This window comes from Streptomyces sp. NPDC098781 (assembly GCF_044759995.1).
Classification (GTDB): domain Bacteria; phylum Actinomycetota; class Actinomycetes; order Streptomycetales; family Streptomycetaceae; genus Streptomyces.
The window spans coordinates 25,466-40,524 of record NZ_JBIWAK010000007.1 but is presented as its reverse complement, the minus strand read 5'-3'; the positions used below and the strand labels follow the sequence as shown (position 1 = coordinate 40,524).

Annotated in this window: 10 protein-coding genes and 1 pseudogene; 4 read left to right on the top strand and 7 right to left on the bottom strand. The window is 73.0% G+C overall.

The genetic code is table 11. The features are described 5' to 3' along the window. Positions 1-68: 68 nt before the first annotated feature. The 5 genes from ACIQWG_RS27165 to ACIQWG_RS27145 form a co-directional block, all read right to left on the bottom strand. Complete coding sequence (locus ACIQWG_RS27165; RefSeq protein ID WP_404100445.1) at positions 69-938, bottom strand: biotin-dependent carboxyltransferase family protein; 870 nt, start codon at positions 936-938, stop codon at positions 69-71. 221 nt (positions 939-1,159) lie between these two features. Next, complete coding sequence (pxpB, locus tag ACIQWG_RS27160) at positions 1,160-1,777, bottom strand: 5-oxoprolinase subunit PxpB (protein WP_404100444.1); 618 nt, start codon at positions 1,775-1,777, stop codon at positions 1,160-1,162. Beyond that, on the bottom strand, positions 1,774-2,532 hold the full coding sequence (locus ACIQWG_RS27155) for a LamB/YcsF family protein (protein ID WP_404100442.1): 759 nt from the start codon (positions 2,530-2,532) through the stop codon (positions 1,774-1,776). Before ACIQWG_RS27155 ends, pxpB begins: the two co-directional genes overlap by 4 nt. Positions 2,533-2,565: 33 nt before the next feature. Then, the gene (locus ACIQWG_RS27150; protein WP_404100440.1) at positions 2,566-3,444 is read right to left on the bottom strand and encodes a putative hydro-lyase; all 879 of its coding nucleotides are present in this window, start codon (positions 3,442-3,444) and stop codon (positions 2,566-2,568) included. After that, positions 3,441-4,733 carry an MFS transporter gene (locus tag ACIQWG_RS27145; protein WP_404100438.1) on the bottom strand — a complete coding sequence of 431 codons (1,293 nt, stop codon included), beginning with the start codon at positions 4,731-4,733 and terminating at the stop codon, positions 3,441-3,443. Before ACIQWG_RS27145 ends, ACIQWG_RS27150 begins: the two co-directional genes overlap by 4 nt. 130 nt (positions 4,734-4,863) lie before the next feature. On the opposite strand from ACIQWG_RS27145, the gene ACIQWG_RS27140 reads away from it, so the two are divergent. From ACIQWG_RS27140 to ACIQWG_RS27125, 4 genes are all read left to right on the top strand, one after another. Next, positions 4,864-5,559 carry a GntR family transcriptional regulator gene (locus ACIQWG_RS27140; RefSeq protein WP_404100436.1) on the top strand — a complete coding sequence of 232 codons (696 nt, stop codon included), beginning with the start codon at positions 4,864-4,866 and terminating at the stop codon, positions 5,557-5,559. A gap of 210 nt (positions 5,560-5,769) precedes the next feature. Further along, a complete protein-coding gene (locus tag ACIQWG_RS27135; protein WP_404100435.1) occupies positions 5,770-7,296 on the top strand; it encodes a hypothetical protein in 1,527 nt (508 codons plus the stop codon). 70 nt (positions 7,297-7,366) lie between these two features. Continuing rightward, entirely contained in the window at positions 7,367-8,248 is an 882-nt protein-coding gene (locus tag ACIQWG_RS27130; protein ID WP_404100433.1) for a hypothetical protein, read from the top strand. Positions 8,249-8,304: 56 nt separating this feature from the next. After that, positions 8,305-12,951 carry a hypothetical protein gene (locus ACIQWG_RS27125; protein WP_404100432.1) on the top strand — a complete coding sequence of 1,549 codons (4,647 nt, stop codon included), beginning with the start codon at positions 8,305-8,307 and terminating at the stop codon, positions 12,949-12,951. 69 nt (positions 12,952-13,020) lie between these two features. On the opposite strand, the gene ACIQWG_RS27120 is transcribed toward ACIQWG_RS27125, so the two are convergent. Continuing rightward, a complete protein-coding gene (locus tag ACIQWG_RS27120; protein WP_404100430.1) occupies positions 13,021-14,589 on the bottom strand; it encodes an APC family permease in 1,569 nt (522 codons plus the stop codon). Between the two features lie 120 nt (positions 14,590-14,709). Further along, positions 14,710-14,857 (bottom strand): annotated as a pseudogene (locus ACIQWG_RS27115) (N-methyltryptophan oxidase); the annotation flags it as partial. Positions 14,858-15,059: the final 202 nt, after the last annotated feature.

Genomic DNA, 15,059 nt, shown 5'->3' with positions numbered 1-15,059 from the left:
CGCGTAGGACATTGGGGGAGTGAGGGCCGGCCTCGGCCGGGGGCGCGTGGCCCGCGGTGCGGCGGGGCTCAGCGGCGACGGACGGCCACGAAGCGGACCGGGGTGCCCGGTGCCGCCTGTGCGGCAGCCGCGAGGTCGGCCGTGCGGACGACGGCGATCACGGGGTAGCCGCCCGTCGTCGGGTGGTCGGCGAGGAACACGACCGGCCGGCCGTCGGGCGGCACCTGGACCGCGCCCAGGACCACGCCCTCGCTGGGGAGTTCGCGGGTGAGCGCCCGTTCCAGCGCGGGGCCCTCGGTGCGCAGCCCGATGCGGTTGCTCGCGGGGGAGACGCGGTACACGCGGGAGGTGAGGACACGCATGGCCTCCGGCGTGAACCAGTCGTCGCGCGGGCCGAGCGTCACACGCAGCACCAGTTCGGCGGGAGCCGCCGGCTGCGGGGCGACGTCCACGCGCGCGTGCAGCCACGTCGGTCGCCCCAGGGGCAGCACCGTGCCGTCCGTGAGGGGCGGTGGGCCCAGGCCCGACAGCAGGTCGGTGGAACGGCTGCCGAGGACCGGCTCCACGGCGATGCCGCCGGAGACGCCCACATAGCTCCGTACGCCCGACACGGCCGCGCCCACCTCCAGGAGCGCACCCTCGGGCACGTGCACCGGGGCGCCCCACGCCACCGGGCGTCCGTCCACCGTGACCCGGCAGGGCGCGCCGCCGACCGCCACGGTGACCGCCGAACGGGGCCGCACCGCGCAGCCGCCCAGCGTCGTCTCCAGCACCGCGGCCTCGGGAGCGTTGCCGGTCATGCGGTTGACCAGGGCGGCGGCGGGCCCGTCGAGCGCGCCTGAGCGGGGCACGCCGAGGTGGGCGTGTCCGGGGCGGCCGAGGTCCTGGACGGTGGTCAGTGGACCCGCGCGTACGACGGAGAGGGCGCGGTCGGTCATGAGGGCCTCGCCGGGAAGGGGTTCAAGGGGCGCACGGAGCCTACGGAGGGAACGGGGGCGGTCATGAGGTCCCCTTCGGAACGAGGCGCACGGGGTCCGGAAGGGATCGCACGAGGTTCGGAAGGAGTCGCACGGGGTCCGGAACGAAGCACACGGGGCCGGTCATGAGGTCCCCTTCGGAACGAGGCGCACGGGGTCCGGAACGAAGCACACGAGGCCGCTCATGAGCTCCCCACCGGAACGAACCGCACGCGCGTGCCCGGTGACAGCAGCGCGGCCGGTACCCGTGTGTGGTCCCACAGCACGGCGTCCGTGGTGCCGATCAGCTGCCAGCCGCCCGGTGACGAACGCGGGTACACGCCCGTGTACGGGCCCGCCAGAGCCACCGCGCCCGCGGGGACGGCCGTGCGCGGCGTGGCCCGGCGAGGGACGTCGTAGCGCTCGGGGAGGCCGGTGAGATAGCCGAATCCGGGGGCGAAGCCGCAGAAGGCGACGCTGAATTCGGTGCCCGCGTGGATCTGGGCCACCTCCTGGCTGGACACGCCCCAGTGCGCGGCGACGTCGGCCAGGTCCGGGCCGTCGTAGTGCACGGGGAGTTCGACGACGTCACGCGCGCGTGCGGGCGCCGGCGGCACTTCGGCGTGGGTCAGTTCGGAGGCGAGGCGGGCCGGGTCGGTGAGCCCGTCGAGCAGGACGGTCCGGGCCGCGGGGACGATCTCCCGGACCGACAGCGAGCCCTCGGCGCGCCGCCGCAGCAGTTCCGTGTGCAGCGCCTGGGCCTCCTCGCCCGAGGCCACCTCGACGAGCAGGGCGTGGTCGCCGACGGGCAGCGCCCTCATACGAAGGCCTCCACCCGGACACCCGACTCCTCCAGCCGCGCCCGCACCCGGCGGGCCAGCTCGACCGCCCCGGGTGTGTCCCCGTGCAGGCACAGGGAACGCGCGCGTACCTCGATCCGAGCCCCGGAGTGGGAGGTGACCGCGCCCGAGCGGGCGAGGCCCACCGAACGCTCCACGACGGCCTCGGGGTCGGTGACCACCGCGCCGTCCTGGCCGCGCGGCACGAGTGTGCCCCGGTCGGTGTACGCGCGGTCCGCGAACGCCTCCGTGACGGCCGGCAGCCCGGCCTTGGCGGCGACTTCCAGCAGCCGGGAGCCGGGCAGGCCGAGCACGGGGAGCGTGGCGTCGGCCAGGAGCACGCCGTCCACGACCGCACCGGCCTGCTCCTCGTCGTGCACGACGCGGTTGTAGAGCGCGCCGTGCGGTTTGACGTAGGACACGCGCGTGCCCGCCGCTCGCGCGAACACCTCCAGGGCGCCGATCTGGTAGGCCACTTCGGCCGCCAGCTCGGCGGGCGGCACGTCCATCGCGCGCCGCCCGAATCCGGCCAGGTCCCGGTAGGAGACCTGGGCGCCGATCCGTACCCCGCGCTCGGCCGCCCGCGCGCACACCCGTCGCATGGTGGCCGCGTCCCCGGCGTGGAAGCCGCATGCCACGTTGGCGCTGGTGACGACCGACAGCAGCCGTTCGTCGTCGGTGAGCTGCCAGCGGCCGAAGCCCTCGCCGAGGTCGGCGTTGAGATCGATGGAGATCATGAGTCGGTCGTTTCCCCAGTCCGGAGACGATGGTCAGGCGACGATGCGGTACTGCTCGTCGCGGGCGTCGGTCAGGAACATCTGGCCCGGCGCGTGGGTGATGGCGAACGGCGGGCGGGAGGCCATCACGGCAGCCTGCGGCGTCACTCCGCACGCCCAGAACAACGGGATGTCGTCCGGCTCGGCGTCCACCGGATCGCCGAAGTCGGGCCGCCCGAGGTCGGTGATGCCGAGCGCCGCGGGATCGCCGCAGTGCACCGGGCCGCCGTGCACCGCGGGGAGCAGTCCGGTCTCCCGCAGCGCGGCCGCCAGATGCCGCGGCGGCACCGGACGCATCGACACCACCATCGGGCCGTGCAGCCGCCCCGCCGGACGGCACTGGCGACCGGTCACGTACATCGGCACGTTGCGGCCCTGCTCGAGGTGCCGGATCGGGACGCCGGCCTCGGCCAGCGCCCACTCGAAGGTGAAGCTGCACCCGATCAGGAACGACACCAGATCGTCCCGCCAGTGGGCCCGCACATCCGTCGGCTCGTCGGCCAACTCGCCGTCCCGCCACACCCGGTAGCGCGGCAGATCGGTGCGCAGGTCGGCGCCCTCGGCGAGCGGCGTCGTCCAGGAACCGGCGTCCGTGACGTCCAGGACCGGACAGGGCTTGGGGTTGCGCTGGCAGAACAGCAGCATCTCGTACGCCCAGTCGGCGGGCACCGAGATCAGATTGACCTGGGTGTGGCCCGCCGCGACCCCGGCCGTGGGGCCGGTGAGGCCGTCCCGGAAGCGGGCGCGGGCCGTTTCCGGGCTCCACGCGCGCGCGTGCTCGTCGACGAGGGTGAGGGGCCGGTCCTGCGTCCGGACGCTGACGGGGCGGGGCTCCGGCACGAGGGCCGGCGGTCGGTCGCCGGTGCGGTTCACGCCAGCTCCTTCCCGCGCGTCTCCGGCAGTCCGAGCAGGGCCACCGCCGCAATGGCGTAGCCGATCGCGCCGAAGACCAGCGCGCCGCCCACGCCCCAGCTGTCCGCCAGGAAGCCGACCGTGGTCGGGAAGACGGCACCCACCGCGCGGCCGGTGTTGTACGTGAAGCCCTGCCCCGTCCCGCGCACGGCCGTCGGGTAGAGCTCGCTCAGGTAGGACCCGAAGCCGCTGAAGATCGCCGACATGCAGAAGCCGAGCGGGAAACCGAGCACCAGGAGCAGGGTGTTGGAGCCGCTGGGGATGTTCGCGTACGCCAGGATGCAGACCGCCGAGAGCAGCGCGAACAGCCAGATGTTGCGCCGCCGGCCCAGCCGGTCGGTGAGGTAACCGCCGGTCAGATAGCCGATGAAGGCGCCCGAGATGAGGAATGTCAGATAGCCCCCGGTGCCGACGACCGACAGGTCGCGCTCGGTCTTCAGGTAGGTCGGCACCCAGGTGGCGAGGGTGTAGTAGCCGCCCTGGACGCCGGTGGAGAGCAGCCCCGCGAAGATCGTCGTACGCAGCAGGCCGGGCTTGAAGATCGCGGCGAAGGAGCCCTTCTCGGCGCTCTGCTCGCGCACGGCCACGGCCTCCGGGGCGTCCTGCACCCGGCGCCGCATCCAGATGACGAGCAGTGCGGGCAGCGCGCCGGTCCAGAACATCACCCGCCAGGCCAGGTCGTCGTCGGCGAGCGAGAAGACCACCGTGTACATGATCGCCGCCAGGGCCCAGCCGACGGCCCACGAGCTCTGGATCGCGCCGAGCGTGCGGCCCCGGTGCTTGGCGCTCGCGTACTCGGCGACCAGGATCGCGCCGACCGCCCACTCGCCGCCGAAGCCGAGGCCCTGGAGGGCGCGGAAGACCAGCAGCGTCTCGTAGTTGGGCGCGAAGCCACAGGCGACGGTGAAGACCGCGTAGGTGACCACGGTGATCATCAGCGCCTTGACCCGGCCTATCCGGTCGGCCAGCACTCCGGCGAGGGCGCCGCCGACCGCGGAGACGACGAGGGTGACCGTGGTGAAGAGGCCGGTCTGACCGCTGTCGAGGCCGAAGTACGCGGCCAGCGCGACCATGCTGAGCGGCAGGGTGAAGTAGTCATACGAATCCAGGGCATAGCCGCCGAAAGCGCCCGCGAAGGCGCGGCGGCCGCGCGGACCGAGGGCGCGCAGCCAGGCGAACGCGCCGTCGTCGTCGGCGCGTTCGTCAGCGGTGGGCTGGGTCAGGGCCTGAGGTGGAGGGGTCGTGCTCATGGGCACCTCGCAGAGAGGGGACGGAGGCTGCGGAACTGAGCTGAACGGTGAGCAGCAAGGTAGAGGATCGTTGAACGATCCTTCAATACCCGTGTTGTTTCGTTCTCGTGTCTGCGATTGAATTCCGGGCATGGCAGAGCAGCTGGGCGGACTGGCCGACGACCGTGCCCTCCTGGGGCGCACGAGCACGGCGGAGCGCGTCTCGGACATCCTCAGGAGCCGTATCGCCGAGGGCTTCTTCCCGCCCGGCACCCGGCTGTCGGAGGACAGCATCGGAGGGGCACTCGGTGTGTCCCGCAACACACTTCGCGAGGCGTTCCGGCTGCTCACCCATGAACGGCTGCTCGTCCACGAGCTGAACCGGGGTGTCTTCGTCCGGGTCCTGACGGTGGAGGACGTCGAGGACATCTACCGCACGCGCGGGCTCGTGGAATGCGCCGTCGTACGAGGGCTCGGCGAACCGCCGTACGGCCTGGACGCGCTCGCCGCGGCGGTCGAGGAGGGGCAGCGGGCGGCCCGCGAAGGTGACTGGAAAGGTGTGGGTACGGCCAACATCCACTTCCACCGCGAGCTGGTGGCCCTTGCCGGGAGCGCCCGCACGGACGAGCTGATGCGCAGCGTGTTCGCGGAGCTGCGGCTGGCTTTTCATGTGGTGGACGACCCGAAGCGGCTGCACGAGCCGTATCTCGCACGCAACCGGCAGATCCTGCGGGCGTTGGAGGCGGGCGACGAGGCCGAGGCGGAGCAGCTCCTGCGGACCTACCTCCAGGACTCGCTCGAACGGGTCGTGGAGGTCTACCGACGCCGGGTGACGAGCGCGTCCTGAGGGGGGCGCGGGCTGCGCCCCCCTTGTGCGGTGTGACGGGCCCCTGTGCGGGTGTGACCAGCCCCCCGTGCGGGTGTGACCAGCCCGCCTGTGCGGTCGCGGCCGGCCACGGGCCGCCCGACGCCGGGACGCGGCCACCGGTTACCGGGCACACCCGGCGGAGTACGGTCGTTTGGTTCGATGTCAGACCCAGGACCTAGTCTGTGCACCGTGACTTCGCCTGCATCGACGGACCGTGTTCCGCCCCAGCTCAGCGCGGGGCCGCGCCCCGCTCTGGGCCCGGCCGCCGACGAGGGCCTGGCGCGGCGGCTGCGCGCGCTCGCCTGCACCGCGCCGCTGCACGACCTGGACACGCGCAAGGCCAACCTCGCCGGCGAGTACTCGGTGTACGGCATGGCGGAGGTGGCGCTGGCCGCCATCGACCTGGTCACACTGAACATGGACTTCGACACGGGCGCCGACCACGACCAGATAGTCGCCCGCCTCATCCCCCGCATCGCCGCCCAGGCCCCGCGGCGCCCGGTCGCCGAGCACGAGCGGGTGGCCCGCTGGGTGCTGGAGAACCTGATCAACGTCGGCAGCGTGGACCGCGGCTTCCGCGCCGTGTACGGCACCTTCGCGCCCGACGGCAGCTATGTCCGCCGTGACTACGACTTCAAGCTGATCGAGGAGGTCCCGGGGCCGGGCGGCACGGTGTACCTGCGCACGACCGACGAGGCGGTCAACGTCCTCGTCGGCGCCCTCGACACCGACGTGACCAGCGCCCAGATCGCCGCGGAGGTCAAGCTGGAGGTGCTGATCAACCGAGGGCGGCTCGCCGACGCCCAACTGGCCGCCGAACAGGCCCGGTACCGCACCGTGCAGTACTCCGAGACGCTCCGCCGGGCCCTGGACGCGACTAGGCGCAATGTCCGGGCCGTCGACTGGCTGAGCGCCGTACCGGACATGATCGCCGAGGCCCTCGACCACGTCGCCGACCGGTACCGCCACGAGAACGCGATCCTCACCAACATCCGCAAGGCACGCGACGAGACCGAGGACGCCGAGCACAAGCGCCGCGCGGCCGAGCTGGTCGACATCGTCAAGGACTGCATCCGACGCCACACCCAGTTGCAGTCGCGGCTGCTGGAGGCGGGACCGCTCTTCCGGGCCGAGCAGGACCGCCAGGCCTTCGCGACACCGATGACCACGTCGGGGATCGACCTGTACGGCCATCTCGTCGCCCCCGTCCTGCCGTTGCCCCTGGAGCGCGCGGTCCGGGTCACGGACGCGTTCTTCGCCCGCGGGACCGGGCTGCGCACTCCGGTGTCGGTCCGGGTGGGCGATCTCGTCGACATACTGCTGACGCCGCCCGTGGAGCGGGAACACCTGGGCGCCGAGATGCCCGAACCCGACCTCATCGCGACACCGGACGACAGCCGGTTCAGCGAGGAGCAGTTGGCCGCGGCGACCGCCCTGCTCGATCTCCCGGCCGACGCCCCACGCCGACTGTCGGGCCTGCTGACCGAGGCACGCCGACGGGATCCCGAGCTGCCCTACCTGGTCGCGCTGTTGGCCGTGCACGCGGCCAGTCCGCCGGTCGGCACGGCCTATCGGCAGGGCGAGGAAAAGCTGCTGTTCGCCGTCGACGACGGGACCGAGCTGGACGACCCCGAGTTCGGCGGCGCCGACCTCATCGTCGGCACGGCCCTGCTGGACGCGGCGGGGATGGCCGCCGGCAGAACGGAAGCGGCATGAACCGCGCCGAGCACCGAACGGGCCTCGTGGGCCCTGAGACCCAGCTGCACCGCATCAAGGAGCCGAAACCGTGACCGAGCACGTCGATCGGAGCGACCCGGAGGCCCCCGCCCCGTCGGCGACCGCCACCGTCACTCCCGCCGACGCCGCCGACGCGGCGCGGCTCGTCGCCTTCGGGCTCCAGCCGAAGCTGCAACCCGCGCGCGACCAGGAGTACACCGACCTGCTGCGCCGCTACCGCGAGGACCCGCCCTTCGCACGGCTCGCGGACGCCGTGGCCGCCGGACTGGGACTGGTCGTGCTGGAGGTCTCCGCACGCGCGGGGATGGCGGTGACGGCCGCCGAGGACTCGGTCTTCGCCGTGCGCATGGGCGACTACGCGCGCCGGACGTCCGCCGACGGCAGCGACCGGTTCCTGCACGGGCTGGCCCATCTCGCCGTCGCCGCCATGGCGTTCCCGCGCCCCGAGGACCTCGCCGACGACGGCTACATCGGCCGCGTCACCGTCAACGGCGTCGACGCCTTCGTCCGGCAGGCCTGCCGTCGGCTGGAGGAGCGCGCGGAGGAACAGGGGGAGAACACCGACCCGGCCACGGACGCGCCCGGCCTGGAGGCCGCCTGGCGGATCTGGGTCAGACGCAGCGCCACCGGCGCCACCAAGGACGCCCGTCGGCTCGCCGGCTCCACCACCGGCATCGTCGGCAAGGCGGTGGCCTTCCTCACCGACTCCGGATTCCTCCAGCGCACGGGCGACGACCACGGCGGCACCTACCGCACGACCGCCCGCTACCAACTCCAGGTCCGCGACATGGCGGGCAGCGCCGCCATGGCCGAGCTGCTGGAACTGGGCGTGGTCCCGGTCACCGACGGCACGCCCACCCTGCTGCCCGCCGAGGAGACGGACGACCTGGAGCTGGTGGCCGACGCCGGGCTGCCGTTCCACTCCGCCTGACGGCCGAACTCCCCCCATCCCACGAAGACTTAGACGAAGACTTACGAGAGTCCGCCATGTACGAGCTGTCCCGGGTCCGCCTCTACTCCATCGGACCCGCCGGTGCGCGCTACGCCGACACCGTGCTTGATCTGCGCGGTGTGGGCGAGCCCGTGCCCGACCCCGCGCCCACACAGGCGGAGTTCTTCGAGGAGGAGCCCGTCGGCCCGCCGCGCCGGCCCGCGCCCGCCGGAGTGCTCTTCCTGGAGAACGGCGGAGGCAAGTCGGTCCTGCTCAAGCTGATCTTCTCCGTGATGCTGCCGGGCCACCGCAACACCCTCGGCGGCGCCAGCTCCGGCGTGCTGCGCAAGTTCCTGCTCGCCGACGACTGCGGGCATGTCGCGCTGGAGTGGCAGCACACGCTCACCGGCGAGTGCGTGGTGGTCGGCAAGGTGAGCGAGTGGCGCGGGCGCCAGGTCTCCAACGACCCGCGCAAGTTCGCCGAGGCCTGGTACTCCTTCCGCCCCGGCCCCGGACTGAGCCTGGACAACCTGCCCGTCGCCGAGTCCACCGCCGTACGGCCGCCCGTCGAGGGCCAGTCGGGCGCTCAGGGCCGCCGACGCACCATGAAGGGCTTCCGCGACGCCATCACGGAGGCGGGCAAGGCCTATCCGCATCTGGAGGTCCACTGGGAGGAGATCCACGACCGCTGGATCGAGCATCTCGGCGACCTCGGCCTCGACCCCGAACTCTTCCGCTACCAGCGGGAGATGAACGCCGACGAGGGTGAGGCGGCCGGCCTCTTCGCGGTCAAGAAGGACTCCGACTTCACCGACCTGCTGCTGCGGGCCGTCACCGACACCCGCGACACCGACGGCCTCGCCGACCTGGTCGGCGGCTTCGGCAACAAGCTGGGCCGGCGCGCCGAGCTGATCGCCGAGCGGGACTTCACCGCCGGGTCCGTCGAACTGCTGGGGCGGATCGTCGAGGCGGCCGACACCCGCTCACGCGCGCGTGACATCCACGCCGGCGCCGAGCGCCGGACCAGGACCCTGGCCCGGCGGCTGACCGCGCGGGGCGTCCAGGAGCGGGTGCGGGCCGCCGACCTCGCCCAGCGGGTCACCGCCGCCGCGTACGCCGTCACCCATGCCGAGGCGGCGCGCGAGCGCAGCGCGCTGATCGCCGCCGAACTGGCCTTCCGGCACGCCTCGTTGGCGCTCGCGGCGGCGGAGAAGTCGGCGGCGGCACAGAAGCGTGAGCTGGCCGACGCGCGCACCCTGCACTCCGCCTGGCAGGCCGCCGAGGCGGCTCTGCGGCACCGCGCCGCCTCCGACCGGGTCGCGCGCGTGGCCGCCGCCATCCAGGAGGCCGAACGGGACGCGGCCCCCGCGCTGGCCGCCCGCGCCAAGGCCGCCGTCGACCTCGTACGAGCCCTGCACACGGCCGCCGAGAGCGCCGAGAGCCTCGCCAACGAGGGGGAGGAGCGCTCCGCCGCGCTCCAGGAGGTCAGCGAGTCGGCCCATCGGGACTCCACGGCCGCCGCCACCGACGCCCAGCGGGCCCGCAGCGAGGTCGGGCACTTGCGTCAGCGACTGACCGAGGTGGAGCAGGAGACCGCCGAGGCCGTCCGCGCGGGCTGGCTCGACGACAGCGCGCCCGACGCCGACCCGGCCCGCGCGGCCCTCGCCGCGAGCGACGCCGAGAAGACGGCCGTCGCCGCCTGGGACAGCGCCCGTGAGGCCTCCCGACGTGCCTCGGAGCACGCGCGCGAGGCGGCGTCGACCGAGTCCCGCGCGGAGCTGACCGCGGCCCGCGCGGCCGACGCGGCCACCGGCGCCGAGCGCGCCTACGACGCCGAGCGCCGGCTCGCCGAGGGCCTGGCAGTAGAGGAGCGGCTCGCCGAACTGCTCAGCCTGACCGGCGAGTCCGCCGTGAAGCACGGGTCCGTGCCCGCTCCGCGCTCGGGCGACGGCGGCAAGAGCGGTGCCGCCCCGGCCGAGGGCGCACTCAGCCCCGAGGAACTGGACCGGTTCGCCGACGAACTGCGGGACCTGCTCGACGACGCCGTCTCCGCCGCCGAGCGTCAGCTCTTCGAACTGCGTACGGCAGCCGCCGACGACGCCCGGATCCTGGGCGCCCTCGGCGACGGCGGGCTGCTGCCGCCCGGCCCGGACGTGTTGGCCACCGTGGAGTTCCTCGGCGAACAGGGCATCCCCGCGCTGCCCGGCTGGCGCTATCTCGCCCAGGCCGTCGACCCCGCCGACCACGCGCGCGTGCTGGCCGCCCGGCCCGAACTCGTCGACGGCGTGATCATCACCGACCCCGCCACCCACGCGCGTGCCCGCCAGGCGCTGGGCGACGCGGCCCTGCTGCCCCGCTCGGCCGTCGCGGTGGGCACGGCGGCCGCACTGCTCGCCCCCACCCCGGCCGCCGACGAGCCGGACGGTGACGTCTTCCTCGTACCGCCGAACCCCGCCATGCACGACGAGCACGCCGCCGACGAGGAGCGGCAGGCGCTGCGCGCGCGGGCGACCGAGCGGGACGAGGAGATCCGCACCCTCGCCGCTCGACTCGGCAAGGACCGCGAGCTGGCCGCACGACTCGCCTCGTGGCGCACCGGATGCCCGGCCGGACACCTGGTCGAGCTGGCGCAGGCCGCCCGGGACACGCGCGCGTTCGCCGAGGAGTCCGAGGCCGAGCTGGCCGAGGCACGGACCGTGCGCGCCGAGGCCGACGAAGCCGCCGCCGAGGCCGCCCAGATCCGCGACGAGCGGCAGGAGGCCGCGCAGAAGGCACGGCGCTCCGCCGACGCCCTGGCCGGGCTGGCCTTCCGGCTGCGGGAACGGGCCGGCTGGCAGGTCAAGCTGCGCGAACTGGCCGACGAGGCCGCCGAGTCCGAGGTCCGGGCGCAGACCTGCCTGGAGCGTGCCCGCGCCGCCGACGAGGACCGCCGCGGCGCCCAGCGCGCCGCCGACGACGCGCGCCGCACCGCGCGTGCCCTGCGCGCCGAGCGGTCCGAGATCGCCGGCGCCCCCGACGACGTACCGGACGCCGACCCGGGCGCGGATGTCCCCGAGGCGTCCCTGCCCGCGCTGCGCGAGGCGTACCGGGCCGCTTCCCAGGTGTACGAGAAGGTCGGTGTCGGCGCCGACCTGCGCGCCGAGCAGGCCCGCGCGGAGAGCGACGAGAGCGCGGCACGCGCGGAACTGGACCGGCTGAGCAACAAGGTCCGCACCCGTGCCGAACAGCTCCTGCAATCGCCCGACGGCTCCGACGGACCCTCCCGCCAGGCCGCCGCCGCGCGCGCGGAGGAGCTGGTCCAGCTGCTGGAGACCCGGATGTCCAGCGCGAGCGAGCAGTTGGGCCGGCTGCGCGGCGAGGCCGAGCGGCACGCGCCCGAGGACGGCGACGCGCACACCGAGCTGTCCGAGGAGCTTCAGCCGCGCGACGCCGAGCACGCGCAGGCCCTGCTGCGCACGGCCGGCACGGAACTCGCCTCGCGCACCGAAGCATTGACCCAGGCCCGGGAAGCGCACGCCGAGCTGCTCGCGTCCCACCGCGCCGCCGAGGACGCGGCCGGCGGCTTCGACGAGATCGCCGCGATGCTGCGCGACCTGCTGCGGGAGCACATCGCGGACGAGGAGCAGGAAGCGGCCGAACCGTATCCGGGCAGCACGGAGGAGGCCCGGCAGTCCGCCGCCGAGGCACGCCGGTCGCTGCGCGGCTGCGCGGCCGACCTGTCCGCCGCCGAGGCCGCCGTACGCGAGGCGAGTGATGTGCTGGTACGGCACGCCAACTCCACGCGCTACGAGCAGGTCCGCACCCCCGCCCGCCAGCAGATCCGCGAACTGCCCGCCTCCGCGCTGCCGGAGCACGCGCAGAAGTGGGCGGACGCCTTCGCCCCCCGGCTCCGGGTGCTCACCGACGAGTTGGCGCAGCTGGAGCGCAACCGCGACTCGATCGTCGACCGCCTGCGGGGCCTGGTCGAGTCGGCGCTGGCGACCCTGCGGTCGGCCCAGCGACTGTCCCGGCTGCCCGAGGGGCTCGGTGAGTGGTCCGGGCAGGAGTTCCTGCGTATCCGGTTCGAGGAGCCCGACCAGGCGACCCTGACCGAGCGGCTCGGCGAGGTCGTCGACGAGGCGACCAGAGCGGCCGTCAAGAAGAACTCCGACCTGAGGCGTGACGGGATGTCGTTGCTGCTGCGGGGAGTCGCGGCCGCCCTGCAACCGAAGGGCGTCGCCGTCGAGATCCTCAAGCCGGACGCGGTGCTGCGCGCCGAGCGGGTGCCCGTCGGCCAGATGGGCGACGTGTTCTCCGGCGGGCAGCTGCTCACGGCGGCCATCGCCCTGTACTGCACGATGGCCGCGCTCAGGTCCAACGACCGGGGCCGGGACAAGCACCGCCACGCGGGCACGCTGTTCCTCGACAATCCCATCGGCCGCGCCAACGCGACGTATCTGCTGGAGTTGCAGCGCGCGGTGTCGGATGCGCTCGGAGTCCAGCTCCTCTACACCACCGGCCTGTTCGACACCACGGCGTTGGCGGAGTTCCCGCTGGTCATCCGCCTGCGCAATGACGCCGACCTCAGGGCGGGGCTGAAGTACATCAGTGTCGAGGAACACCTCCGCCCGGGACTGCCGCAGCAGCCCCAGGCGGGGGAGTCGGTGCACAGCGAGATCACGGCGACCCGCATGTTCAAGCGCCCGGCGCCGGCCGCGTCCTGAGGAGCGCGGCGTGAGGGGCACGGTGTAAGGGGCTTGGTGTGACGGGCCCGGTGTGAGGGGCGGTCGGCTTCAGTCGGTCGCCCGCTCCGCGAGCGGCGTGCCGGGCGTGGCCGGGGTGTCCAGGCTGTGCTCGGCGAGGACTCCTGTGCGGTGCCGTTGGACGAACCAGTAGTAGGCGAAGCCGCCGCCCGCGATCACGGCGACGAACAACACCGCGCCCCACCGCAGGTACCAGTGGTACGGAGCCGCCGCGTTGTAGACCGACGCGCGTGGCCAGATCAGGTTGATCGTCATGCCCGCGCCCCACACCACGGCGACGATGTTGACCGGCAGCCCCCACCGCCCCAGCGAAAACTTGCCCTCACCCGCGGGCTGCCATTGCCCCCGCAGCCGGGCCACCAGCATCGGCGCGGTCACCCCCAGATAGGCCAGATAGATCATGATGATGCCGATGCTCGTGACGACCGTGAAGATCTGCGGCTGACGGATGTTGACCACCAGGATCGCCAGGGCCAGAATCCCGATGATCACGGTCGGCAGCACCGGAGTCTGGAAGCGCGGGCTGACCCGTGCGAGCTGGGTCGACGCCGGCAGGTTGTTGTCCCGGGCCATCGCGAACGCCAGCCGGATCGCGGCCGTGTGGACCGCCAGCGCGCACACCGTGACGGCGATCAGCACGCACCACAGCATCGCCTTGCCGGCCGTGGGACCGAGCACGTCGAGCACCACGTACTGAAGGCCGTCCGTGGAGAGCTCCTCGCCCTTCAGGCTGGAGACACTCATCAGCGCGAGCAGCAGGATCAGACCGCCGAGGACGAACGAGGCCACGATGGCGCGGATGATGGCACGCGGTGCGTTGCGGGACGGGTCGAGGCACTCCTCGCCGAGGGAGGAGGCGGTGTCGAAGCCGTACATGACGTACGCGGACGCCAGCGAGGCCACGAGGAACGCGCCCAGATACCCGGTGCCGTAGTCCGCGCCGGTGCCGTTCGTGTCCAGGACGACCTGCGGACCGCGGGTGATGTGGACGGCGAACAGCACGATCAGTACGACGGTGGCGATCAGCTCGATGAACACGCCCGCCGTGTTGATCCTCGCCATCAGCTTCACGCCGAAGGCGTTCACCAGCGTGGTGAACAGGATCAACACCGCGGCCAGGACTACCGCGTTGGTCGCCACGTCGTACTTGCCGGTGCCGTCCCCCACGAACTGGAACGCCGACGAGATCTGGGGGAGCGTCAACTGATAGGCCAGTGCCACGGCCGAGATGGACACGATGGACGCGACCAGCATCATCCAGCCGGCGAGCCAGCCCAGATGCGGGTTGCCTATCTTCTTCGACCAGTTGTAGACCGAGCCCGCCACGGGATAGCGGGCGGCGAGCTCCGCGAAGCACAGGGCGACCATGAACTGGCCGACGAACACCATCGGCCACGACCACCAGTAGGCGGGGCCGCCGCTGCCGTAGCCGAAGTAGAACAGCTGGAAGGTGCCCGTCAGGATCGAGATGTAGCTGATCCCGGCGGCGAAGGTGTGGAAGTTGCCCAGGGTGCGCTTGAGTTCGGGTTTGTAGCCGAACTCGGCGAGTTCGGCGTCGTCGTGACTGTCGCTGCTTGCAGATCGCTCCGTTGTCGGCATGAGCGGACTCCTCGGGGGCCGGCGCAGGGGAGGCGGTGGCTCGGGCGGGTGTGGATCAATGAGCCGGGACGGTGTCAGTGCGCCGGGACACCTGTCAATGCGGCGCGTCAGCCGCGGTGAAGCGCCCCCTCGCTTCGGCCGGAACCAGTACTCGACCTGCCGCTCGATGGAGACCGGCACCCCCCAGGCCGGCCGGCAGCCGCGGAGCCCAGGCATCCAGGAAGATCACCAACTGGCCTGCGGTGTAGGTGTTCTCGGCAATGTGGACCCACTCCCGCGCCGAAGCCTGCGAGCCGGCGACGGTGCGTCAATCCGGCGGGCCCACCATCACGCAACCGGAGCGGGGGGGGGGCCCCCCCCCGGCCCCCCCCCCCCCCCCCCCCAGATAAAACCAGGCACGCCCACCGCACAGTGCGGCGTTGCCGCTTGCCCACAGTATGCGGTAGAAGCGAACGATAACACACCCCAGA

Coding starts and splice junctions, on each gene's coding strand:
- ACIQWG_RS27125 (WP_404100432.1), top strand. CDS start 8,305: ATGTACGAGCTGTCCCGGGTCCGCCTCTACTCCATCGGACCCGCCGGT.
- ACIQWG_RS27155 (WP_404100442.1), bottom strand. CDS start 2,532: ATGATCTCCATCGATCTCAACGCCGACCTCGGCGAGGGCTTCGGCCGC.
- ACIQWG_RS27165 (WP_404100445.1), bottom strand. CDS start 938: ATGACCGACCGCGCCCTCTCCGTCGTACGCGCGGGTCCACTGACCACC.
- ACIQWG_RS27120 (WP_404100430.1), bottom strand. CDS start 14,589: ATGCCGACAACGGAGCGATCTGCAAGCAGCGACAGTCACGACGACGCC.
- pxpB (WP_404100444.1), bottom strand. CDS start 1,777: ATGAGGGCGCTGCCCGTCGGCGACCACGCCCTGCTCGTCGAGGTGGCC.
- ACIQWG_RS27140 (WP_404100436.1), top strand. CDS start 4,864: ATGGCAGAGCAGCTGGGCGGACTGGCCGACGACCGTGCCCTCCTGGGG.
- ACIQWG_RS27145 (WP_404100438.1), bottom strand. CDS start 4,733: ATGAGCACGACCCCTCCACCTCAGGCCCTGACCCAGCCCACCGCTGAC.